Origin of the sequence: Streptomyces sp. WM4235, from assembly GCF_001279725.1 — a bacterium.
In the GTDB taxonomy this organism is placed as follows: domain Bacteria; phylum Actinomycetota; class Actinomycetes; order Streptomycetales; family Streptomycetaceae; genus Streptomyces.
The window spans coordinates 63,179-84,664 of record NZ_LGDE01000136.1 but is presented as its reverse complement, the minus strand read 5'-3'; the positions used below and the strand labels follow the sequence as shown (position 1 = coordinate 84,664).

20 protein-coding genes are annotated in these 21,486 nt (G+C 72.0%); 7 read left to right on the top strand and 13 right to left on the bottom strand.

Annotation, left to right across the window (positions count from 1 at the left end; all coding sequences use genetic code 11):
• Positions 1-84: 84 nt before the first annotated feature.
• Positions 85-783: a TetR/AcrR family transcriptional regulator gene (locus tag ADK55_RS13235; protein WP_053678313.1), complete on the bottom strand. Its 699-nt coding sequence runs from the start codon at positions 781-783 to the stop codon at positions 85-87.
• A 149-nt stretch (positions 784-932) separates the two neighbouring features.
• On the opposite strand from ADK55_RS13235, the gene ADK55_RS13230 reads away from it, so the two are divergent.
• Positions 933-1,391 carry a nitroreductase/quinone reductase family protein gene (locus ADK55_RS13230; protein WP_053678311.1) on the top strand — a complete coding sequence of 153 codons (459 nt, stop codon included), beginning with the start codon at positions 933-935 and terminating at the stop codon, positions 1,389-1,391.
• A gap of 792 nt (positions 1,392-2,183) precedes the next feature.
• Here the strand turns inward: ADK55_RS13230 and ADK55_RS13225 are convergent.
• Complete coding sequence (locus ADK55_RS13225) at positions 2,184-3,410, bottom strand: geranylgeranyl reductase family protein (RefSeq protein WP_107089178.1); 1,227 nt, start codon at positions 3,408-3,410, stop codon at positions 2,184-2,186.
• A gap of 236 nt (positions 3,411-3,646) precedes the next feature.
• On the opposite strand from ADK55_RS13225, the gene ADK55_RS13220 reads away from it, so the two are divergent.
• On the top strand, positions 3,647-5,011 hold the full coding sequence (locus ADK55_RS13220) for a dipeptidase (RefSeq protein WP_053678309.1): 1,365 nt from the start codon (positions 3,647-3,649) through the stop codon (positions 5,009-5,011).
• A gap of 153 nt (positions 5,012-5,164) precedes the next feature.
• Complete coding sequence (locus tag ADK55_RS13215) at positions 5,165-5,872, top strand: MBL fold metallo-hydrolase (protein WP_234350027.1); 708 nt, start codon at positions 5,165-5,167, stop codon at positions 5,870-5,872.
• An 88-nt stretch (positions 5,873-5,960) separates the two neighbouring features.
• Here the strand turns inward: ADK55_RS13215 and ADK55_RS13210 are convergent, their stop codons facing one another.
• Entirely contained in the window at positions 5,961-6,998 is a 1,038-nt protein-coding gene (locus ADK55_RS13210) for an NUDIX hydrolase (RefSeq protein ID WP_053678307.1), read from the bottom strand.
• Positions 6,999-7,196: 198 nt separating this feature from the next.
• Here ADK55_RS13210 and ADK55_RS13205 point away from each other — a divergent pair, with 198 nt between their 5' ends.
• Complete coding sequence (locus ADK55_RS13205; RefSeq protein WP_053678320.1) at positions 7,197-8,180, top strand: LacI family DNA-binding transcriptional regulator; 984 nt, start codon at positions 7,197-7,199, stop codon at positions 8,178-8,180.
• Between the two features lie 108 nt (positions 8,181-8,288).
• On the opposite strand, the gene ADK55_RS13200 is transcribed toward ADK55_RS13205, so the two are convergent.
• The 5 genes from ADK55_RS13200 to ADK55_RS13180 form a co-directional block, all read right to left on the bottom strand.
• Positions 8,289-9,587 carry a DUF6986 family protein gene (locus ADK55_RS13200; protein WP_053678305.1) on the bottom strand — a complete coding sequence of 433 codons (1,299 nt, stop codon included), beginning with the start codon at positions 9,585-9,587 and terminating at the stop codon, positions 8,289-8,291.
• Between the two features lie 184 nt (positions 9,588-9,771).
• The gene (locus ADK55_RS13195; protein ID WP_053678303.1) at positions 9,772-10,734 is read right to left on the bottom strand and encodes an electron transfer flavoprotein subunit alpha/FixB family protein; all 963 of its coding nucleotides are present in this window, start codon (positions 10,732-10,734) and stop codon (positions 9,772-9,774) included.
• A 56-nt stretch (positions 10,735-10,790) separates the two neighbouring features.
• Positions 10,791-11,576 carry an electron transfer flavoprotein subunit beta/FixA family protein gene (locus ADK55_RS13190; RefSeq protein WP_053678301.1) on the bottom strand — a complete coding sequence of 262 codons (786 nt, stop codon included), beginning with the start codon at positions 11,574-11,576 and terminating at the stop codon, positions 10,791-10,793.
• A gap of 202 nt (positions 11,577-11,778) precedes the next feature.
• Positions 11,779-12,315, bottom strand: a complete 537-nt coding sequence (locus ADK55_RS13185) for a flavin reductase family protein (RefSeq protein WP_053678299.1) — start codon at positions 12,313-12,315, stop codon at positions 11,779-11,781.
• A gap of 299 nt (positions 12,316-12,614) precedes the next feature.
• Entirely contained in the window at positions 12,615-12,953 is a 339-nt protein-coding gene (locus tag ADK55_RS13180; protein WP_078998870.1) for a TlpA family protein disulfide reductase, read from the bottom strand.
• A 219-nt stretch (positions 12,954-13,172) separates the two neighbouring features.
• Between ADK55_RS13180 and ADK55_RS13175 the strand changes: the two genes are divergently transcribed.
• Both ADK55_RS13175 and ADK55_RS13170 read left to right on the top strand, forming a co-directional pair.
• Positions 13,173-13,895 (top strand): lysophospholipid acyltransferase family protein, encoded by a 723-nt coding sequence (locus ADK55_RS13175; RefSeq protein ID WP_053678295.1) that lies wholly within the window; start codon positions 13,173-13,175, stop codon positions 13,893-13,895.
• Between the two features lie 174 nt (positions 13,896-14,069).
• Positions 14,070-15,305, top strand: a complete 1,236-nt coding sequence (locus ADK55_RS13170; protein ID WP_053678293.1) for an MFS transporter — start codon at positions 14,070-14,072, stop codon at positions 15,303-15,305.
• On the opposite strand, the gene ADK55_RS13165 is transcribed toward ADK55_RS13170, so the two are convergent.
• The 5 genes from ADK55_RS13165 to ADK55_RS13145 form a co-directional block, all read right to left on the bottom strand.
• On the bottom strand, positions 15,241-15,840 hold the full coding sequence (locus ADK55_RS13165; RefSeq protein ID WP_053678291.1) for a transglutaminase-like domain-containing protein: 600 nt from the start codon (positions 15,838-15,840) through the stop codon (positions 15,241-15,243). The two genes, ADK55_RS13170 and ADK55_RS13165, sit on opposite strands and share 65 nt — an antisense overlap.
• Before the next feature lie 91 nt (positions 15,841-15,931).
• Complete coding sequence (locus ADK55_RS13160; protein WP_053678289.1) at positions 15,932-17,026, bottom strand: threonine aldolase family protein; 1,095 nt, start codon at positions 17,024-17,026, stop codon at positions 15,932-15,934.
• Entirely contained in the window at positions 17,005-17,775 is a 771-nt protein-coding gene (locus tag ADK55_RS13155) for an SDR family NAD(P)-dependent oxidoreductase (RefSeq protein WP_053678287.1), read from the bottom strand. Before ADK55_RS13155 ends, ADK55_RS13160 begins: the two co-directional genes overlap by 22 nt.
• Before the next feature lie 26 nt (positions 17,776-17,801).
• Positions 17,802-19,208, bottom strand: a complete 1,407-nt coding sequence (locus ADK55_RS13150) for a DUF6421 family protein (protein ID WP_053678284.1) — start codon at positions 19,206-19,208, stop codon at positions 17,802-17,804.
• 278 nt (positions 19,209-19,486) lie between these two features.
• A complete protein-coding gene (locus tag ADK55_RS13145) occupies positions 19,487-20,611 on the bottom strand; it encodes an LLM class flavin-dependent oxidoreductase (protein ID WP_053678282.1) in 1,125 nt (374 codons plus the stop codon).
• 49 nt (positions 20,612-20,660) lie between these two features.
• On the opposite strand from ADK55_RS13145, the gene ADK55_RS13140 reads away from it, so the two are divergent.
• Positions 20,661-21,329, top strand: a complete 669-nt coding sequence (locus ADK55_RS13140; protein WP_053678280.1) for a PadR family transcriptional regulator — start codon at positions 20,661-20,663, stop codon at positions 21,327-21,329.
• Positions 21,330-21,486: the final 157 nt, after the last annotated feature.

Here is a 21,486-nt window from a genome sequence, read left to right as displayed (position 1 = left end):
CGGAGCCGGCGGCTCGGGGGGGCGGGCCGGACGGCGTCGTGGCGGGTCGGGGCTACCGACACGAGCGGTGTCGCGCGGCGGACGTCACACCGCGGGCAGTCCGACCCCTTGCGCCAGCTGCCCGGCGGCGTGCATGAAGAGTCCGGCGCGGTCCTCGACCACCCGGTTGAACTGGCCGAACAACTCGAAGGAGACCATCCCGGCGAGCTGCGCCCAGGCGACGACCAGGGCGGCGGTGACTTCCGGGGGCAACCCTTCGGCGAAGTCGGCGGTCATCCGGACGGCCTCCGGGCGCAGGCTGTCGGGCAGCGGCGGCAGGGCGAGGCCCCGCCCCTCGTACGCGGTACGCACCACGGCGATGAGGGTGTTGCCCACCCGGGACGCGGGGCCGACGGTGTCGAGGGGGGCGCTGTAGCCGGGAACGGGGGAACCGTAGATCAACGCGTACTCGTGCGGGTGCGCGAGCGCCCAGGACCGGAAGGCCTCGCAGATCGCGAGCCAGCGCGCCCGGGGCGGGGCGCCTTCGGCGCGGGCAGCGGCCTCGGCCCGCTCCGCCGCCGCGCCGACGCTGTCGTACGCGTCGACGATCAGCGCGGTGAGCAGCTCGTCCCGGCTGGGGAAGTAGCGGTACAGGGCCGAGGAGACCATGCCCAGCTCGCGGGCGACGGCGCGCAGTGAGAGTTTGGCGGCACCCTCGGCCGCGAGCATGCGGCGTGCCTCGTCCTTGATGGCGGCGGTGACCTCGATGCGGGCCCGTTCCCTTGCCCCACGCACGGTGCTCATGCGGATCAGTGTGCCATGCAGACGGAGCAGTGCCCAAGAACGAGTGCACCGATCCAATTCGAGAGCACTGCTCTTGCTTTGTTCCGGGGGCCCGTGCACACTGATCTCAAACGAGAGCAGTGCTCTCTCAAGCGGTCCCGGAGGCCATCATGAACGCGCCCGTTCCCTATTACGTCCAGGCCGGCCCGTTCGGCGTCCGCTTCAACGCCCTCTTCGGCAGGCTCGCCCGTCTCGGCGTCAGCCTCGCCGGTACCGCCGAGCTGTCCGTCCGGGGTCGCACCTCCGGCAAGATGCAGCGGATCCCGGTCAACCCGCACACCTACGAGGGCGCCCAGTACCTCGTCTCGGCTCGCGGCCACTCCCAGTGGGTGCGCAACATGCGGGTCGCGGGCGGCGGGGAGCTGCGCGTGGGCCGCAAGGTGCGCACCTTCACGGTCACCGAGATCACGGACCCGGTGCGGCAGGCGGCAATCCTGCGCGCCTACCTGGAGAAGTGGGGCTGGGAGGTCAACCGGTTCTTCCAGGGAGTCACCGCGAAGTCCTCCGAAGCCGAGCTCCAGGCGGCGGCCGGCGACCACCCCGTCTTCCGGATCACCGTCACGAAGTGAGGCCGTGGCTCCCGTACTCCCGCGCCGGCGGAGAACGGGAGTGCGCGGGTCTCGACCGTGCCGGCCACATCCCGCCGACCTGCACACCCACCCCACCGCGCCCAGGACACTCGGCCCGGCGCCCGGCCCTGCGCCCGATCCCGGTCCGTGGGCTCCGCGCAGGGGTTCGATCTCGGGCCCGCGCAAGGGCCCGAGCCGGCGTCGCACGGACGGCCGGACGACTGGCGGACAGCTGGAAGACCGGCAGACGGCCGGCCGGGCCGACCGGCAGACGGCACACGGGCGACCCGTTCACCGACCGGATCCCGTCATCGGCCTGATCGCACCGGGCCGGATCGGCCAGACCCGTCGAACCGGTCGGATCCGGTCCGAAGCCGGCCGGTACCAGTCGGACCCTCCGACCAGACCGGGCCCGGAGCCGGCCAGGACGAGCCAACCAGGCCGGACATGCCGGCCCGGCCGGACCTGCCGGCCCGGTCGACCCAGACCCACCCAAAGCCGGCCCGGTCAGCCCGCCAACCCGGTCGGCCGTCAGCCAGGCTGGCCCGGTCGGCCCGTCATCCCATCAGCCCGGCCGGCCCGGTCAGCCGTACCCCGCGCCGACGCCGCGCCGACCCCGCCAGCCCGGCCAACCCGGCCAACCCGGTCGGCCCGGTCGACCCGGTCGGCCCGGTCGACCCGGTCGGCCGTACCCCGCGCCGACCCCGCCCCGGCCCTCCGGGCCCTCCGTCCGCCCCGCCCCGCCCCGGTCCAGCGACCGCACCCCGCGTCGGCGAACCAGGAACCGCCGAACTAGGAACCGCCCTTGCCGGTCTGTCGACTGTCCAGCGCGTGCAGCGCCCGCCGGGCCAGTGGGTACTGGCGCACCAGTTCGGCGAGTGTCGTCGAGCCGCGCGTGATGCGGGCGAAGGCCAGCCACGCCGGCCTCAGACCCGTGATGACGGCGTGCAGCAGACCCGGCTTGGACTCGAACAGGGTCAACATGCGCCTGCCCACGCCCATCTCCACACCCAGCCCGGCCTTGATGGCGAAGGCGTAGTTCAGGGCCTGGCGCCGTGCGTCCACCGCGTCCTGCGCCTCGGAGATCTTGACGGCCCACTCCCCCGCGAGCCGACCCGAACGCAGGGCGAACGAGATGCCCTCACGGGTCCACGGCTCCAGCAGTCCCGCCGCGTCGCCCGCGACCAGTACCCGACCCCGCGACAGCGGAGACTCGGGCTTGCGGCAGCGGGTCAGGTGTCCGGAGGAAACGGACGGCTCGAAGCCGGCCAGGCCCAGCCGGGCGATGAAGTCGTCCAGGTACCGCTTGGTGGCGGCGCCTTCGCCCTTGGCCGAGATGACGCCGACGGTCAGGACGTCACCCTTGGGGAACACCCAGCCGTAACTGCCGGGCAGCGGACCCCAGTCGATGAGCACCCGCCCCTTCCAGTCGGCGGCCACCGTCTCCGGTACGGGGATCTCCGCCTCCAGGCCGAGGTCGACCTGCTCCATCTCGACCCCGACGTGCGCGCCGATGCGGCTGGCGCTGCCGTCCGCCCCGACCACGGCGCGTGCCAGCACCGTCTCGCCGTCCGCGAGCACCACGGCCACGGTGCGCCGGTCGGGCACCGCCGCGCCGTGCTGCTCGACGCGGGTCACGGCCGTGCCCGTACGGATCGTCGCGCCGGCCTTCTCCGCCTCCGCGACCAGCGCCGCGTCGAACTCCGGACGGTTGACGAGCCCGAACAGCATCCCCCTGGAACGCCGGGTCCGCGTCAGTCGCCCGTTCATGGAGAACGTGACCGCGTGGACGCGGTCCTGGAAGGGCAGCACGAACCCCGGCGGCAGGGCGTCGCGCGAAGGCCCGATGATGCCACCGCCGCAGGTCTTGTACCGGGGCAGTTCGGCCTTCTCCAGCAGCAGGACGCGCCGCCCCGCGGTCGCCGCCGCGTACGCGGCCGAAGCCCCGGCCGGTCCGGCGCCGACCACGACCACGTCCCACACCTCGCCGGTCCCCCCGGCGTTCCCCTCCTCCGTCACCTCGGCGGCGGACCGCTCTGCGCTTGCGTCGTGTACGTCGTCGTCGCTGCTCACGATGTGTTGCTGCTCCTGATCACGCTGTTGCTCGGATGCCGGGGAAATCCTACGGTGAGAGATCGCCTCGGCCCGCTGTGCGAGGATCGGGAATGTCTTTCGCCGTACCCCGCATACGCACACCCCTGCGAATGCGGGTGGCGTACAAACAGAACAACGTCGCACCCAAGAGGAGCGTGCCCATGTCCCAGAATCCGATCGCCGAGACCATCGCCTCGCTGATGCCCCGCGCCAAGACGGAGCTGACCGAGCTGGTGGCCTTCCAGTCGGTGGCGGACTGGGCACAGTTCCCCCAGAGCGAGAGCCACGGCGCCGCGAACTGGGTGGCCGACGCGCTGCGCGTCGAGGGCTTCCAGGACGTGGCGCTGCTCGACACCCCCGACGGCACGCAGTCGGTGTACGGATTCCTGCCCGGTCCCGAGGGCGCCCCGACCGTGCTGCTGTACGCGCACTACGACGTCCAGCCGCCCCTGGACGACGCCGCCTGGATCTCGCCGGCCTTCGAACTGACCGAGCGCGACGGCCGCTGGTACGGGCGCGGCGCGGCGGACTGCAAGGGCGGGTTCATCATGCACCTGCTGGCGCTGCGCGCGCTCAAGGCCAACGGCGGTGTGCCGGTGAGCGTGAAGGTGATCGTCGAGGGGTCGGAGGAGCAGGGCACCGGCGGGCTCCAGCAGTACGCCGAGGCCCACCCCGAGTTGCTGACGGCCGACGCGATCGTCATCGGCGATGCCGGCAACTTCCGTCTGGGTCTTCCCACGGTGGTCGCGACCCTGCGCGGGATGACCCTGCTGAAGGTGAAGATCGACACGCTGGGCGGGAACCTGCACTCGGGCATGTTCGGTGGGGTCGCGCCCGACGCGCTGGCCGCGCTCATCAGGGTGCTGGACTCGCTGCGCGCCGCCGACGGCACGACGACGGTCGACGGTCTCGCGTCGGACGCGGTGTGGGAGGGGCTCCAGTACCCGGAGGCGGACTTCCGCAGCGACGCGAGGGTCCTCGACGGTGTGGAGCTGATCGGTCGCGGCACGATCGCCGACCGGCTGTGGGCACGTCCGGCCGTCACGGTCCTGGGCATCGACTGCCCGTCGGTGGTCGGCGCCACCCCGTCGGTGCACGCCAGTGCCGGCGCCCTGATCAGCCTGCGGATCCCGCCGGGCGCGGACACCGCGCAGGCCATCAAGCTGCTGGAAGCACACCTGGTGGCGCACACGCCGTGGAAGGCGCGCCTCGAACTGGAGGTCGTCGGTCAGGGCCAGCCCTTCCAGGCGGACACGAACAGCCCTGCCTACGCCTCGATGGCGGCGGCCCTCGAACTGGCCTACCCGGGGCAGAAGATGCAGATCAGCGGCATGGGCGGATCCATCCCGCTGTGCAACGCGCTGACCTCGCTGTACCCGGAGGCGGAGATGCTGCTCATCGGGCTGAGCGAGCCCGAGGCGCAGATCCACGCGGTGAACGAGAGCGTCTCCCCCGAGGAGTTGGAGCGTCTGTCGGTCGCGGAGGCCCACTTCCTCGTCAACTACGCCGAATCCAAGCGCGCCTGAGCGCACGTCCGAGATCCATGCCTGAGATGCACGCCTGAGATCGATGCCTGAGATGCGCACCCGAGGCGCGTGTAGAGGGCTTGCGCCACGGGCGAACTCCGCTCCCGGTGAACCGGACGCCGGGAGCGGGGATCTTCCTCGTAGGTTCGCGACATGACTCTCTTTGAGCGTGTCGAGGTGGTCCCCGGGCGGCTGCACATGCTGCGCTTCCCCATCGGCCAGGCCTACTTGTGGTGCGACGACGAGGCCCTCACCCTGATCGACGCCGGATACGCCGGTTCGGCCCCGGAGATCGAGGAGGCGATCCGCTCGCTCGGCCTGCGGCCCGAGCTCCTGGAGCGGATCGTCCTGACGCACTGCCACCGCGACCACGTGGGCGCCTCGGGGGAACTCGCCGCCCGCCTGGGTGCCGAGATCGTGGCGCACCGGCTGGACGCGCCGGTGATCCGGGGCGAACAGCCCGTTCCCGAGCCGGTGTTGGCGGACTGGGAACTCCCGCTGTACGCACACGGCCTGACGGCCCCGGAGGCCCCGCCGACCCGCGTGGACCGGGAGGTCGAGGACGGCGAGGTACTGCCGTTCGGCGGCGGCGCGGTGATCGTCCACTCCCCCGGCCACACACCGGGCAGCATCGGCGTCCACCTGCCCGCTCGGGGCGTGCTGTTCACGGGCGACTGTGTCGCGGGGGTCGGGCAGGTGATGCAGGGGGTGTTCAACGTGGACGGCGAGCAGGCGGCGTCCTCGTTCCGTCGCCTGGCGGAACTGTCCCCGTCGATCGCATGCTTCGGGCACGGCGACCCGCTGACCCGGGACACCGCCCGGATCCTCGGCGCCGCCACGACCGAACCCCAGCCGCGCTGAAGGCCGCCGTCCCGGTCCCCTCCGGGGCGGTGGCCGTCGGGAACACGGACCGACGGTTCGCCTGCGGGCGCCACTTTGACGGCCCGCCCTACGGGACCGGTCGTCCCGCCTCCAGGTACAGCGCGCACCCCCGCTCCCGGGCGCGCAACGCCCACCGCAGGCGTTCGTGACGGTGTGCCGGCAGCAACGTGGCCGCGTCCTCCTCCGTCACGAACCTCCATGCCCTCAACTCCGGTCCGGGCAGCCGTAGTTCAGCAGTCTGAGTCTCCGTCAGCCGTCCCCCGTCGAACAGCAGCCGCAGGCCCCCGTACGCCGGGTGGGCGGGCGGCTCCCAGTCCATCACCAGCAGCGCCGGCAGCCGCCCCAGGACCAACCCCAGTTCCTCCTCCACCTCCCGCACGCCGGCGCGGGCCGGCGCCTCCCCCGCTTCCACGACACCTCCGGGGAATTCCCAGCCCGGTTTGTACGTCGGGTCGACGAGCAGCACCCGGTCCCGGTCGTCGAAGAGGAGGACGCCGGAGGCCACCGTCTCCCGGGTCGGTTCGGGTGTCTGCACGATGTCGCAGATGCCCGCGTCGTCCGTGCGGACGGCTTCCGCGATGCGTTCGGCGGTCTCGCGGACGCTCAGCCGCCCGTTGTCGATGACGTGCGCGTCGGCCGCCAGCCAGCCCAACGCCTGCCGGTAGGCGGGGATGTGGTCGTACGCCCACTGTCTGAGTCGCAGGTCCGCCTGCTCCGGTGCCCCCGGCTCCTCCCTGGTCGCGATCCGTGCCCGGAGAATCGTTTCCTCAGGGGCGAGCAGTACGTGCCTCACCGGGATCCGTCGTGCCGCGAGGCCACCGAAGATCTCGTCCCGATACTCCTGCCGCAACAACGTCATCGGCACGATCAGCACCCCGCCCAGCTCCGCGAGCATCGCCGCCGCCGTGTCCACGACGAGCCGCCGCCAACTCGGCAGGTCCTGGTAGTCGGAGACCTCCGCGAGCCGTTTGCGCGGCAGCAGCACGCGCAACGCGTCCCCGATGAACTCCGGGTCGAACAAAGCGCTATCCGGCAGGAGTCCGGCCAGTTCGCGGGCCGTGCTGGTCTTCCCGGCACCGAAAGCGCCGTTGATCCAGACAATCACGTCTACCCCTCTCCCGATGGCTCGCCTCGAAGCCCCCAGAGGCTTGCCCGCACCACCCTGCCACGGAAACCCATTCGGCGACCGAGTGCTTATCCTCAAGGTCAGAGCCTTGCCCGAGGCCCGTCCGAACACTCCGCCGGAGATCCCGTGCCCCATTCCCGCCGCCCGTCCGAGCCCCGCTACGGCAACCGGCCGACCATGAAGGACGTGGCGGCCCACGCCGGCGTGGGCCTGAAGACGGTCTCACGGGTGGTCAACGGCGAGCCGGGAGTGACCCCCGACACCGAGCGGCGCGTCCAAGAGGCCATCGACGCACTGGGTTTCCGCCGCAACGACAGCGCCCGCGTGCTGCGCAAGGGGCGCACGGCCACGGTGGGCCTGGTCCTGGAGGATCTCGCCGACCCCTTCTACGGCCCGCTGAACCGGGCCGTGGAGGAGGTGGCCCGAGCCCACGGCGCCCTCCTCATCAACGGCTCCAGCGCCGAGGACCCGGACCGGGAGCGGGAGTTGGCCCTCGCGTTGTGCGCCCGGCGGGTGGACGGACTGATCGTGATTCCGGCCGGGGACGACCACCGGTACCTGGAACCGGAGATCCGGGCGGGCGTGGCCACGGTGTTCGTGGACCGCCCGGCGGGCCGGATCGACGCGGACGTGGTCCTGTCGGACAGTCTCGGCGGAGCCCGGGACGGGGTGGCCCACCTGATCGCCGGCGGCCACCGCCGCATCGGTTTCATCGGCGACCATCCGCGCATCCACACCGCGACGGAACGCCTGCGGGGCTACGAGGCGGCCATGGCGGACGCGGGCCTGCCGGTGTCCGAGTCCTGGGTCTCACTGGGCTCCACGACGCCGGACAGGGTCACGACGGCCGCCCACCGGATGCTGACCGACCGGGAGCCGGTCACCGCGCTCTTCGCGGGCAACAACCGGGTGACGGTCACCCTGGTCCGGATCCTGGCCGGCGGCGACCCGGTGGCGCTGGTCGGCTTCGACGACTTCGAGCTGGCCGACCTGCTGCGTCCCGGCGTGACGGTGGTCGCCCAGGACGCGGCCGCCCTGGGCCGCGTCGCCACGGACCGCCTCTTCCAACGCCTGTCGGGGGCCGCACTGCCGCCTGCCCGCATCGAACTCCCCACGCGCCTGATCCCGCGCGGCTCGGGCGAGATCCCCCCGAGGCCCTGACCGACGCCGAGCACCGGACACGGAATACGGGATACGGGACGATCCGGGATGCCGCGAGGCCCGGCCGGGAACACCCCGGCCGGGCCTCGGGCGCCCGGGTCGAACGGATCAGGCCGTGGCCGTCAGGGTCGCGGAGCGGCGCGGGATCGCGAAGGCGTCCAGTTCCGCGCGGGTCAGGCCGGTCAGGGCGGTGACCTCGTCGGCGCCGACGGCTCCGCAGTCGAGGCCGCGGACCAGGTAGCCGGCCAGCGCCTTGGCGGTGGCCGGCTCGTCCATCACGTCGCCCTCGATCTTGGCCACGTACGCCTTGAGGCGCGCGGCGGCCGTTTCCAGGCCCTCGCGGTAGAAGGTGAAGACGGCCGCGTAGCGGGTCGGCAGGTGCGCGGGGTGCATGTCCCAGCCCTGGTAGTAGGCGCGGGCCAGGGCGCGGCGGGTGAGACCGTAGTGCAGCTTCCAGGCCTCGTGGACGTGCTCGGTGGTGCCGATCGGCAGGACGTTGGTCGAGCCGTCGGAGACGCGTACGCCGGTGCCCGCGGCCGCGACCTGCATGATGGCCTTCGCGTGGTCGGCGGCGGGGTGGTCGCTCGACTGGTAGGCGGCGGAGACCCCGACGCAGGCGCTGTAGTCGAACGTGCCGTAGTGCAGGCCGGTGGCACGGCCCTTGGCGGCCTCGATCATCCGGGCCACGGTGGCGGTGCCGTCGGAGGCGACGATCGACTGGCTGGTCTCGATCTGGATCTCGAAGCCGATCCGGCCCGGACGAAGGCCGCGGGTGATCTCGAAGGCCTCCAGCAGCTTGACGAAGGCGCCGACCTGCTCGGCGTAGGTGACCTTCGGCAGGGTGAGGACGAGGCCCTCGGGCAGGCCGCCGTGCGCGAGGAGCCCGGACAGGAAGATGTCCGTGGTGCGGATGCCGCGGTCGCGGACGTTGGACTCCATGCACTTCATGCGGATGCCCATGTAGGGGGCGTTGGTGCCGTTGGCGAACGCTTCCGAGACGAGGCGGGCGGCGCGGGCGGCGGCCTGGTCCTCCTCCTCGTCGGAGCGGACGCCGAAGCCGTCCTCGAAGTCGACGCGCAGGTCCTCGATGGGCTCGGACGCGAGCTTGGCGCGCACCCGGTCGTACACGGGCACGGCCAGTTCGTCGGAGATGCCGAGGACCTTGGCGAAGGTCGCGGCGTCCGGGGCGTGCTCGTCGAGGGCCGCGAGGGCCTGGTCGCCCCAGGAACGGATGGTGTCGGCGGCGAAGACGTCACCGGGGACGTAGACCGTGTGGATGGGCTGGCGGGTGCCGGGGTCGCCCGGGTAGTGGCGCGCGAGTTCCGCGTCCACCGGCGCGAGGGAGGCGCTGATGCCCTCGCTGACCGCGCCTGCGAGGCTCGTCGCCACCTTCTCCTGCTGACCCATCGTGCACTCTCCTCTTTTCCGCTTCACGGAATCTTGGATCCGTATTGCAGAATTTAGTCACGGGGTTCCGCTCCGTCAATGGTCCTCCGGCCCTCCCGGGGAAACGACTCGGGGCCGTGTGGTGACAAACACCACACGGCCCCGGAGGCGGAGAGTACGCAGGTCAGCGAGTGACCCGAGGGTTTCAGCCCTTGCGCGCCTTGATCTCGCCGGTCAGCTGCGGGACGACCTCGAAGAGGTCGCCGACCACGCCGTAGTCGACCAGGTCGAAGATCGGGGCCTCGGCGTCCTTGTTGACCGCCACGATGGTCTTCGAGGTCTGCATGCCGGCCCGGTGCTGGATCGCGCCCGAGATGCCGGAGGCGATGTACAGCTGCGGGGAGACCGACTTGCCGGTCTGGCCGACCTGGTTGGAGTGCGGGTACCAACCGGCGTCGACGGCGGCGCGCGAGGCGCCGACGGCCGCACCGAGGGAGTCCGCGAGGTCCTCGATGATGTGGAAGTTCTCGGCACCGTTGACACCACGGCCGCCGGAGACCACGATCGCGGCCTCGGTCAGCTCGGGGCGGCCGGTCGACTCGCGCGGGGTGCGGGAGGTGACCTTGGTGCCGGTGGCCAGGGCGCCGAAGGTGACGGCGAGCGCCTCGACGGCGCCGGCGGCCGGGGCGGCCTCGACCGGGGCCGAGTTCGGCTTCACGGTGATGACCGGGGTGCCCTTGGAGACGCGGGACTTGGTGGTGAACGACGCGGCGAACACGGCCTGGGTCGCGACCGGACCCTCGTCGCCGGCCTCCAGGTCGGTGGCGTCGGTGATGATGCCGGAACCGATGCGGACGGCCAGGCGGGCCGCGATCTCCTTGCCCTCGGCGGAGGACGGGACGAGCACGGCGACCGGGGAGACGGCGTCGTACGCGGCCTGGAGGGCGTCCACCTTCGGCACCACGAGGTACTCGGTGAACTCGGGGGCGTCGGCGGTGAGGACCTTGACGGCGCCGTGCTCGGCGAGCACGGCGGCGGTGGCCTCGGCGCCGGCGCCGAGGGCGACGGCGACGGGCTCGCCGACGCGGCGGGCGAGCGTCAGCAGCTCCAGGGTGGGCTTGCGGACGGCGCCGTCCACGTGGTCGACGTAGACGAGAACTTCAGCCATGGGAATGCTCCTGCGAATGCGAAGAGGTCAGGGGGGTGTCGAGGTGACCGAAGCTCTTAGATGAACTTCTGGCCGGCCAGGAACTCGGCCAGCTGCTTGCCGCCCTCGCCCTCGTCCTTGACGATCGTGCCGGCGGTGCGCTCCGGGCGCTTGGTCGCGGAGTCGACTGCGGTCCAGGCGCCCTCGAGGCCGACCTCTTCGGCCTCCAGGTCCAGGTCCGACAGGTCCCAGGCCTCGACCGGCTTCTTCTTGGCGGCCATGATGCCCTTGAACGACGGGTAGCGGGCCTCGCCCGACTGGTCCGTCACCGAGACGAGCGCGGGGAGGGAGGCCTCCAGCTGCTCGCTCGCGGAGTCGCCGTCGCGGCGGCCCGTCACGGTGCCGTCCTCGACCTTGACCTCGGAGAGCAGGGTGACCTGCGGGACGCCCAGGCGCTCGGCCAGGATCGCCGGGAGGACGCCCATGGCGGCGTCAGTGGACGCCATGCCGGTGATGACCAGGTCGTAGCCGGCCTTCTCGATCGCCTTGGCCAGCACCAGCGAGGTGCCCATGACGTCGGTGCCGTGCAGGTCGTCGTCCTCGACGTGGATGGCCTTGTCGGCGCCCATCGAGAGCGCCTTGCGCAGCGCGTCCTTGGCGTCCTCGGGACCCACGGTCAGGACGGTGATCTCCGCGTCGTCCGCCTCGTCGGCGATCTGCAGCGCCTGCTCCACGGCGTACTCGTCGAGCTCCGACAGCAGACCGTCGACGTCGTCGCGGTCGACGGTCAGGTCATCGGCGAAGTGCCGGTCGCCGGTGGCGTCGGGTACGTACTTCACACAGACAACGATCCTCAGGCTCACGCCGGCTCTCCTACCGCATCGTCTATTTCTGATACCGCCTTGTGCAGGCAGCATAGGCGCCTTGTCGGGCGGATCCCGATCGGGGCGGCCCGCGCCCCGACAGGAATGTTACTCGTCAGTACACAGTTGGTGTTCCCTGGTGGCAAGGCCACCGAACTGTGATCTGCCCAACGCCGCCCGAACGGGCGCCGGCAGGGACGATTCAGTCGCGCAACGCGTTGAAGCGACCCTGGTGATACAGCAGGGGACGCGCCTCGCCGGCCGGTCCCGAGGCGGGATCACCGGCCACCGCCTCCGCGATGATCACCCTGTGCTCCCCGGCGGGCACCCGCGCCACCACCCGGCACACCAGCCACGCGAGCACTCCCGAGAGCACCGGGACGCCGTGCGGACCCTCGACCCGCTGCGTGCCCGGACCGAAGCGGTCGGCTCCGCCGCGCGCGAACAGTCCCGCCAACTCCCGCTGGTGCTCGCCGAGTATGTGCACGCCGAGATGCGCGGAGTCCCGTATCACGGGCCAGCTGGAGGACCCCGTTCCGAGAGTGAAGGACAGCAGCGGCGGCTCGGCGGAGACCGAGTTGAGCGAGGTCGCGGTGAAGCCGACCGGCCGGCCGCTCGGGTCGGCGGCGGTGATCACGGCGACCCCCGCGGCGTGTTGCCGGAAGACGGAGCGCAGCAGATCGGGTGAGCCGGGCCGGCCCGTGGTCGAAGAGGGGAACTCAGCCGTCGGGGCTGTCATGGAAGGACTCCTTCTGCCGCGCGGTCGCGGGCACGGTGGGGATCGGGCAGCCGGGGGCGTTCAGCGATCCCAACAGCGCGCGCTCGCGTACCGGACGAGGTCCACGTGTGTCCGTCCGTAAAGCAGGAGTTCGTACCGCATGTCGTCAGCCTGACGATCACCCGTGTACACAGTCAAGCCGCAGCGGCCAGATGTCAGGCGCGTCACTCTGCGTACGGGCGCGCGCACCGGCGCGATCGGGTCCGGCCCCGCCGCGCGCCCGGCCGTCCGGGTGACCCCGAGGCCTCGCGTACGGGGCCTCACACGGCGGCTCCCAGGGCCGCGATCACGTCCGCCTTGCGGGGCATTCCGGCCGCCCGCCGCACGATCCGCCCGGCCGAGTCCAGCACCAGCACCGTCGGGGTCCTGTCGATGCCGAGCGCGCGCACCAGTTCCAGGTTCCGCTCGGCGTCGACCTCGATGTGCGCGACCCCGTCCACCATGGCCGCCACCTCGGCGAGGATCCGCCGCGTCGCCCGGCAGGGCTGGCAGAACGCGCTGGAGAACTGGACCAGGCTGGCCCGCTCCCCCGGCTCCGCGCCGAGCTCCGCGACGCCCAGCCCCGCCGCGTTCCCGTGTCCGCGCACCTCGGCTCCCATCGACACCCGCCCGCTTCCGTTCGTACGCTGATGCGAGCGCCCCGCGGGTGCGCCGCATTCCCCACCGCTTCCCGGCGTGACGAGAATCTCCCCGGGCACAAGCGTCTGGGCTGGCCAGCAGCCCTCGTATGGGGCACGATCCCCATGGTCAGCGTACCTACGCTTCCGTAACTTCCGCCGGGAGCACCTCCCCAGGCAGAAAGGCGGGGTCTCCCCACCATGGCTGAGCTCGTCTACCCTCCCGTGATCGGCGCGGCGCACACGCTGTTCCGCGCGCTGGACATCCGTATCGACATGAAGGGCACCGAGAACATCCCGCGCAAGGGCGGGGCGGTCCTGGTGTCCAACCACATCGGCTACCTGGACTTCATCTTCGCCGGCCTGACGGCGCGGCCCCAGAAGCGCCTGGTGCGTTTCATGGCCAAGGAGTCGGTGTTCCGGCACAAGGTGTCCGGTCCGCTGATGCGGGCGATGAAGCACATCCCGGTGGACCGGGCGCAGGGCGAGGCGGCGTACCAGCACGCGCTCGACTCGCTGCGCGCGGGCGAGATCATCGGGGTCTTCCCCGAGGCGACGATCTCCCAGTCCTTCACCCTCAAGACGTTCAAGTCGGGTGCGGCGCGCATGGCGCAGGAGGCCGGGGTCCCGCTGATCCCGGTGGCGCTGTGGGGCACCCAGCGACTGTGGACCAAGGGCCGCCCGAAGGACCTCAAGCGCAGCCACATCCCGGTGACGATGCGGATCGGCGAGCCGATGGACGCGCCCTCGGACCAGTACGCCGGGGCGATCACGCGCCGGCTGCGCGAGCGCGTGCAGGAGCTGCTGGACGCGGCGCAGCGCGCCTACCCGACCAAGCCGAAGGGCTCCGAGGACTCCTGGTGGCTGCCGGCCCACCTGGGCGGCACGGCGCCCACGCCGGCGCAGGTCAAGGAAGCCGGCTGAGCCGTCCGTCCGACGGATGGTTCACGTAGGCGGGCCGGGTGGCCGACCCGGGGTGGGTGCCGCGTCGGCGCCTTCCCCCGCCGCCGCCGGCCCGCTCGGCGTGGTGCGGTGCGTGGCCGGGCGGCCCGCCGAGCGCGCCCGATTCGCGTCACGCGATCCGGAGGGGGTTCCCGCATGAGCGGGTTCGGGCGGTACCTGGCCGCGGCGCTCGCCGCGCGGTTCGCCTCCGAGGGCATGGGCATGGCCGTGGTGCTGTTGGCTCTGGAGCGCACCGGGGACGCGGCGTTCGGTGCCTTCGTCCTGACCGCCTGGTTGGCCCCGCACGTGCTGGCGGCCCCGCTCGCCGGGGCCGCCGCCGCGCGGGCGCGCAGCCCCCGGCTGTTCCACGTGGGCTGTCTGGCGGGGTTCACGGCCGCGGTGGCCGCCCTGGCCCTGCTGTTGGGCCGCGCGCCGGCGCCGGCGGTGTTCGCGGTGGCGGCGCTCGGGGGTGCCTGCGGGCCGATGGTGACGGGCGGACTGTCCAGCCTGGTCGCGGGGTTGTGGCCGCCCGGCCCGGGCCGCGACCGGGCGTACGGCTGGGACGCCTCCACGTACAACGCGGCCGGGGTGACCGCTCCGGCGGCGATCAGCCTGGTCGCGGCGACGGGTTCGGCGGCCTCCGCGATGGCACTGCCGGCGGCGGCCGGCGCGCTGGCGACGGTGCTGGCGGCGACGCTTCCGTACGGAACCCCGGGCGCGGGCCGGCCGCCGGGCGGACCCCGGGTCGGGGTGGGCGGCGGTCTGGCGGCGCTCTGGCGGGTCCGGGAGCTGCGGGCCATCACCTCGGCGACGACCCTGGCGTTCGTCGGCATCGGCTCGCTGACCACCACCTCGGTGCTGTTCGCGGCCGATCTGGGGAACCCGGGAGCGGGCGGGGTGCTGATGACCGCCTTCGCGGTGGGGGCGCTGGGCGGCTCCCTGACGCTGGGTCGGATCACGGCAGTGGCTCCGGGCCGGCTGGCCTGCGGGGCGTTGGCCGGGACGGGACTGGCTCTGGCGGGTGCCGCGTTCGCCCCTTCCGTCGCGTGGGCGGCGGTGGCGTTCGCGGTGGCCGGGGTGTGTGACGGTCCCCTGCTGACGGCCACGCTGCGGATCCGCTCGGACCACGCGCCCGACGGGGTCCGGACCCAGGTGTTCACGCTCGGGGCGGGGCTCAAGCTGACGGCCGCGTCGGCGGGCGCCGCCCTGGTGGGGTTCGCCGCCGACGCACCGCCGTGGACACTGCTGCTCGGGATCGCCGGGCTCCAGGCGGCCGCCGCGCTGCTGTACGCCGCGCTGGTGCGTGGCCCCGTACCGCCGGAGGCCGTCACAGCGCCGTCGGCAGCCTCCGCCACAGCTCCGACCGGTCCGCCGACTCCCGGAGGGCCGTGAGCGGGGCGGGGTGGGGGGCCGCGTACAGCCCCGGGTAGTCGACTTCGCCGAGTTCGGGGCGGACGGTGAAGGCGAGCCGCTCGTGGTCGAGGGTGAACCGGGCGTCCACGCCCGGCTTGTTGCCGCGCGGGTCCACCCGGGCCCAGTGGGCGCTGCCGGGCAGGCGCAGGGCGACGAGGCCGTGGATCAGCGGGCCGGAGCCGTCGTCCTCGGTCAGACGCTGGTAGCAGAGGGCCGCCGGGATGCCCCGGGCGCGCAACAGCGCGGCGAGGGCGTGGGACTTGGCGTGACAGATGCCGGTCCGCGCGGCGAGCACGTCGGAGGCGCGCCAGGTCACGCGGTCGTCGCCGGCGTCGGCGGAGTGCGTGACGGTGTCGCGGACGAACTCGTAGGCCACGGCGGCGTAGGCGTACGGGTCGCCGCCCGTGGCGGTCCAGAGCGCGTCGGCGGTCTCGGCGACGAGGGGGTGGCCGTGGTCCACCGCCTCGTCGGCCGCGAGATAGGCGGGGTCGGGTTGCTCCTGGATCATTTCCATGATCCAGGAGCATACCTATGCATGCTTTGGCATGCCTATCGCATTATGGGTGTCGAGTCGGCGGCCCCACCGGGCGTCTGACGGGCGGGCCCTACCGGGCCAGCTCCTCCTTCAGCGCCTGGAGGAAGGCGTCGACGTCCTCCTCCTGGGTGTCGTAGCTGCACATCCAGCGCACGTCGCCGGCGATCTCGTCCCAGAAGTAGAAGCGGAACCGCTCCTGGAGCCGGCGCGTCACCGCGTGCGGCAGTCGCGCGAACACCGCGTTGGCCTGCACCGGGTAGAGGATCTCGACCCCGTCGGTCTCCCGGACACCGGCCGCCAGCCGCTGCGCCATCGCGTTGGCGTGCCGGGCGTTGCGCAGCCACAGGTCCTTGGCGAGCAGGGCCTCCAACTGCACCGACACGAAGCGCATCTTGGACGCGAGTTGCATCGACATCTTGCGGATGTGCTTCATCTGCCGGACCGCGTCGGGATTCAGCACGACGACGGCCTCGCCGAACATCATCCCGTTCTTGGTCCCGCCGTACGACAGGACGTCCACGCCGGCCGCGTTGGTGAAGGCACGCATCGGCACGTCGAGCGAGGCGGCGGCGTTCGCTATCCGCGCGCCGTCCAGGTGCACCTTCATGCCCATGCCGTGCGCGTGCTCGCAGATGGCCCGGATCTCGTCGACCGTGTAGACGGTGCCGAGTTCCGTGTTCTGGGTGATCGAGACGACCTGCGGCATCGCGCGGTGCTCGTCCTCCCAGCCCCAGGCCTGCCGGTCGATCAGCTCGGGGGTGAGCTTGCCGTCCGGAGTGGGGACGGTGAGCAGCTTGAGCCCGGCCATCCGCTCGGGCGCGCCGCCCTCGTCCACGTTGATGTGCGCCGACTCGGCGCAGACCACGGCGCCCCAGCGGTCGGTCAGGGCCTGGAGGGCCGTGACGTTCGCACCGGTGCCGTTGAAGACCGGGTAAGCCTGCGCGTACGGGCCGAAGTGGCTGCGGAAGATCTTCTGCAGATGTTCGGTGTACTCGTCGTCGCCGTAGGAGACCTGGTGGCCTCCGTTGGCCAACGCGATGGCCTCCAGGATCTCCGGATGCACCCCCGCGTAGTTGTCGCTGGCGAATCCGCGCACCGCCGGATCGTGGTGGCGGTGCGCATCGGTCTTCCCGCTCGCGGTTCTCACGGTTGCGGAGTGAGCCACAGACGCTGTCCGTTCACATCGGGTGCGGGCCGCTCCCAGACGCCGGCGATGGCCTCGGCCAGCTCCTTGACGTCGGTGAAGCCCGCGAACTTCGCAGTGGGACGCTCGGCGCGCATCGCGTCGTGCACCAATGCCTTGATGACCAGGATCGCAGCCGCGGCGTTCGGGCCGTCCTCGCCCCCCGCCTTGCGGAAGGAGTCCGCCATGGCGAGCGTCCAGGCCTCGGCCGCCGCCTTGCCCGCGTTGTACGCGGCGTTGTTGGCGACCGGCTTGTGCGCGCCGGACTGGCTGATCAGGACGTAGCGCCCCCGATCGCTGCGCAGCAGGCCGTCGTGGAAGGCGAGCGAGGTGTGCTGGACGGTGCGGATCAGGAGCTTCTCCAGGAAGGCCCAGTCCGCCAGGTCGGCGTCGGTGAAGGTCTTGCTGCCGCGCCAGCCGCCGACGAGGTGGACGAGGCCGTCGACCCGGCCGAACTCCTTCTCGGTCCGCTCGGCCCAGGCCTTGGTGGCCTCCAGGTCGAGGAGGTCCACGGTGTCGCCGACGACGGTGGCGCCGCCGTGTGCGTAGCGGGCCGCGTCCACGGCCTCCGCGAGGCGCGTCGGGTCGGCGTCGGCCGCGACGACCACCGCGCCCGCTTCGGCGAGGCGGAGCAGGGCGGCCTGGCCCGCGGGCCCACCGGCCCCGGCCACCGCGATCACCGCTCCGTGCAGCTTCCCGTCACCGTTGCCGGTGTTACCGGAGCCGTTCATCTGTGCAGCCTCCTGTGGGCGAGAGCTCACGCGGCGGCCTGCTCGGCCGTCTCGGCGTTCAGGGCGGTGATGCCCTTCGTGGAGGCGATCACACCCTTGAGCTTCTTGGCGAGGGCCTCATAGAACATGCTCAGGGGAAACTCGTCCGGAAGCACGTCGTCGACGAGCTTGCGCGGAGGCAGGGTGAGGTCGAGGGCGTCGGGGCCCTTCGCCCACTTGGAGCCCGGGTGCGGGGCGAGGTAGGTGGAGACCAGCTCGTAGGCCTTGAACCAGTGGACGAGCTTCGGGCGGTCGATGCCGGCCCGGTAGAGGTCCTCGATCTCGGCGCACAGCTGGTTGGTGACCTGCGGGGCGCGCATCCAGTCGATCTTCAGCTTGTTGTCCGTCCAGCGCACGACGTCGTGCTTGTGGAGGTACGCGAAGAGCAGCTGGCCGCCGAGGCCGTCGTAGTTGCGGTTGCGGTCGCCGGAGACCGGGAAGCGGAACATCCGGTCGAAGAGGACGGCGTACTGCACGTCACGGCCGTGCTCGTTGCCCTCGGACTCCAGCTTCACGGCCTCCTTGAAGGCGGTGAGGTCGCAGCGCAGCTCCTCGAGGCCGTACATCCAGAACGGCTGGCGCTGCTTGATCATGAAGGGGTCGAACGGCAGGTCGCCGTGGCTGTGGGTGCGGTCGTGGACCATGTCCCACAGCACGAAGGCCTTCTCGCAGCGGTGCTGGTCCTCGACCATGGCGGCGATGTCCTCGGGCAGCTCGATGCCCAGGATGTCCACGGCCGCCTCGGTGACCCGGCGGTAGCGCGCGGCCTCGCGGTCACAGAAGATGCCGCCCCAGGTGAAGCGCTCGGGGGCCTCGCGCACGGCGATGGTCTCCGGGAAGAGCACGGCGGAGTGGGTGTCGTAGCCCGGGGTGAAGTCCTCGAAGGTGATGCCGAGGAAGAGCGGGTTGTCGTACCGGGTGCGCTCCAGCTCGGCGAGCCACTCGGGCCACACCATCTTCAGCACGACGGCCTCGAAGTTGCGGTCCAGGTTGCCGTTCTGCGTGTACATCGGGAAGACGACGAGGTGCTGGAGGCCGTCGGCGCGCCCGGAGGCCGGGTGAAAGGCCAGCAGGGAGTCGAGGAAGTCCGGCACGCGGAAGTCGTCCGCGACCCACTTGCGCAGGTCCGCGACGAGCGCGGCGTGGTACTCGGTGGCGTGCGGCAGCAGCGGGGACAGCGCGAGCACGGCGTCCGCGACGCGCTCCACGACGGCCTCGACCTCGACGCGCGCGGGGGCTCCCTCGGCCTCGAAGTCGATCGAGCCGTCGGCCGACTGCCAGGGGCGGATCTCCTCCACGGCGGCCTTGAGCGCGAGCCACGCGGGCTGGTCCACTACCCGCGTTTCCGCGGTTGTCACGGCACCGCCGACGCCCGGCACAAGAGTTTCCGTCATGTCACTTCCTCCACAGGAGAACCTCACGTCAAGACAGCGTATGCATGTGAGGCTCTCCCACTCAAGAGAGAACTCGGGAAATTATCCTGCCTCACCCCCCGCTTCGCCGAAATTCTTCCCGTCCTTCACGGTGGAAGCCAAGCCTCCGGTCTTCCCTCCCCATACCCCGCGGACCTGCGAGAACGCCTTCGGGACCGCTCCGGGCACCGAAGGCGCGCCGGCTCGGGACGTCGAGGACCGAGGGCGGCGGGCCCGCTCCCGACCTCCCGTGATCCTGCTCACTCGGCGCCGCGGAAGTGCGGGATGACGTGCTCTCCCCACTGGCGCAGCGTCTCCAGGCAGGCCTCCTGGGGCACCGTGCCCATCTGGATCAGGCACATCACCTCGTCCGCGCCGGCCGCCCGGAGCCGCTCCACGTGGGCGATGGCGTCGTCGGCGCTCCCGTAGGCGTGATCGGCGTTGAACGTGGCCGTGGCGGTGGGCCGCACCGGGATGTCCTGCTCGTGCAGTCGGGCCACGACCTGCTCGGCGGCCCTGCGCATCTCGGCCGGCTCGTCGGCGCCCGCCACCACCGCCTCGTCCGGGACGCCCGCCCCTCCGTACCAGTGGCCGATCGACTGGGCGAAGAAGCGCTGCCCCCGGACGCCGATCCGGCGGGCCTCGGCCGGGTCGTCGAGCACGATCGTCGGACAGAGCACGGAGAAGTGGTCGTTGACGGCGGTCGACACGAAGCGCGACCCGTCCCGCCCGACGATCGCCCCGTCGTACACGGCGCGCATCCGCGCGATCGACTCCGGACCCGCGAAGCCCATCACCAAAGCCCCGATCCCCAGCTCGGCCGCCTGTACGAGGGTCTCCGCGCGACTGCACGCCAGGAAGAGCGGCGGGTGCGGGGTCTGGGTCGGTCGGGGCAGGATCGGGTGCGGGCCGATGTCCAGCAGTTCGCCGCGGTACTCCAGCTCCTCCTCCTGCCAGGCCCTGCCGATGATCCGCAGCGCCTCCTCCACCTCGGCGGTGGTCCGGTCCTTGTCCACCCCGCACAGGGAGGTCTCCTGCGTGGTGCCGCCCCGCCCGGCCCCCAGGTCGAGCCGGCCGCCGGACAGCAGGTCGAGCATGGCGGCGCGCTCCGCGACCCGGACCGGGTGGTTGAAGTTGAAGGGCATGCACACGACGCCGTGCCCGATGCGTATGGTGTCGGTCCGGGCCGCGACCCAGGTGAGGAAGATCTCCGGGGCCGACATGTGTGCGTACCACTTCAACGAGTGGTGCTCGACGGCCCAGATCCGGTCGAATCCCATGCGTTCGGCGAGTACGGCCTGCTCGACGCAGTCGCGGATGACCTGGTGTTCCCGTTCCGCGGTCGGATCGGCCAGCTGAGCTTCGAAGATCACGGAGAATTTCACGATGCCTCCAGAGTTGCGTCCCGTGCCCGGCCTTGCTTCGATTCGGAATATGACTAGTAGTAATAAGTCGAGGAAGCAAGACCTCCCGCAGGTCCTTCCGCCGACCGCGTGGGCGGTTCTCGGCCTGCTGTCCTTCCCCGGGGAACGCACGGGCTACGAGCTGAAGAAGTGGGCGGACTCCTCACTGCGGTTCTTCTACTGGTCGCCGGCGATCAGCCAGATCTACGCCGAACTGCGCCGCCTGGAGGAACTGGGGTACGCGGCATCCGTCCGCTCGGGCCCCGAGGAAGTGCGGACCAAGCGGCGCTACGCCATCACCGACGCGGGCCGCACTGCCCTGGCCGGCTGGGCCTCGGACACCGCCGAGGCCGGGCCCCCGGTCCTCAAGCACGGGCTGCTGCTGCGGATCTGGCTCGGACACCTGGCCGAACCGGCGCTGCTGCGCGCGATGGTGGAGGACCATCTGGAACGGACCCGGGGCGAACTGGCCGCCGTTCGGGAGGCCGTGGAACACGCGGGCGGGGTGAGCGAGTGGGCCTTCCCCACCCTCGCGCTGCGTTGGAGCGAGCGGCAGCACCTGGCCGAGCTGGAGCTGGCCGAGGCCCTGCTGGCCGACCTGGCCGAGGTCGAGGCGGTCGCCGCCCCGCGGGCCGAGACCGCTCCCGGCGCCGGAGCGAGCACCGCCGGAACCGAGGGCGGACCCGGCGCCGGGGCCTGAGTCACGGACGCCGGCGTACGTCCGTCAAGCCGATGGGGACGCGCCCACGCCCGGGTGACACGGGGACGGCCCGGCGGGCCGTACGAGCCCGACGGGAAAAGGCCGGCACGCTCCCGCGCGCCCCGCACGGGCGGTCCCATCGCACGGTCGGCGCACT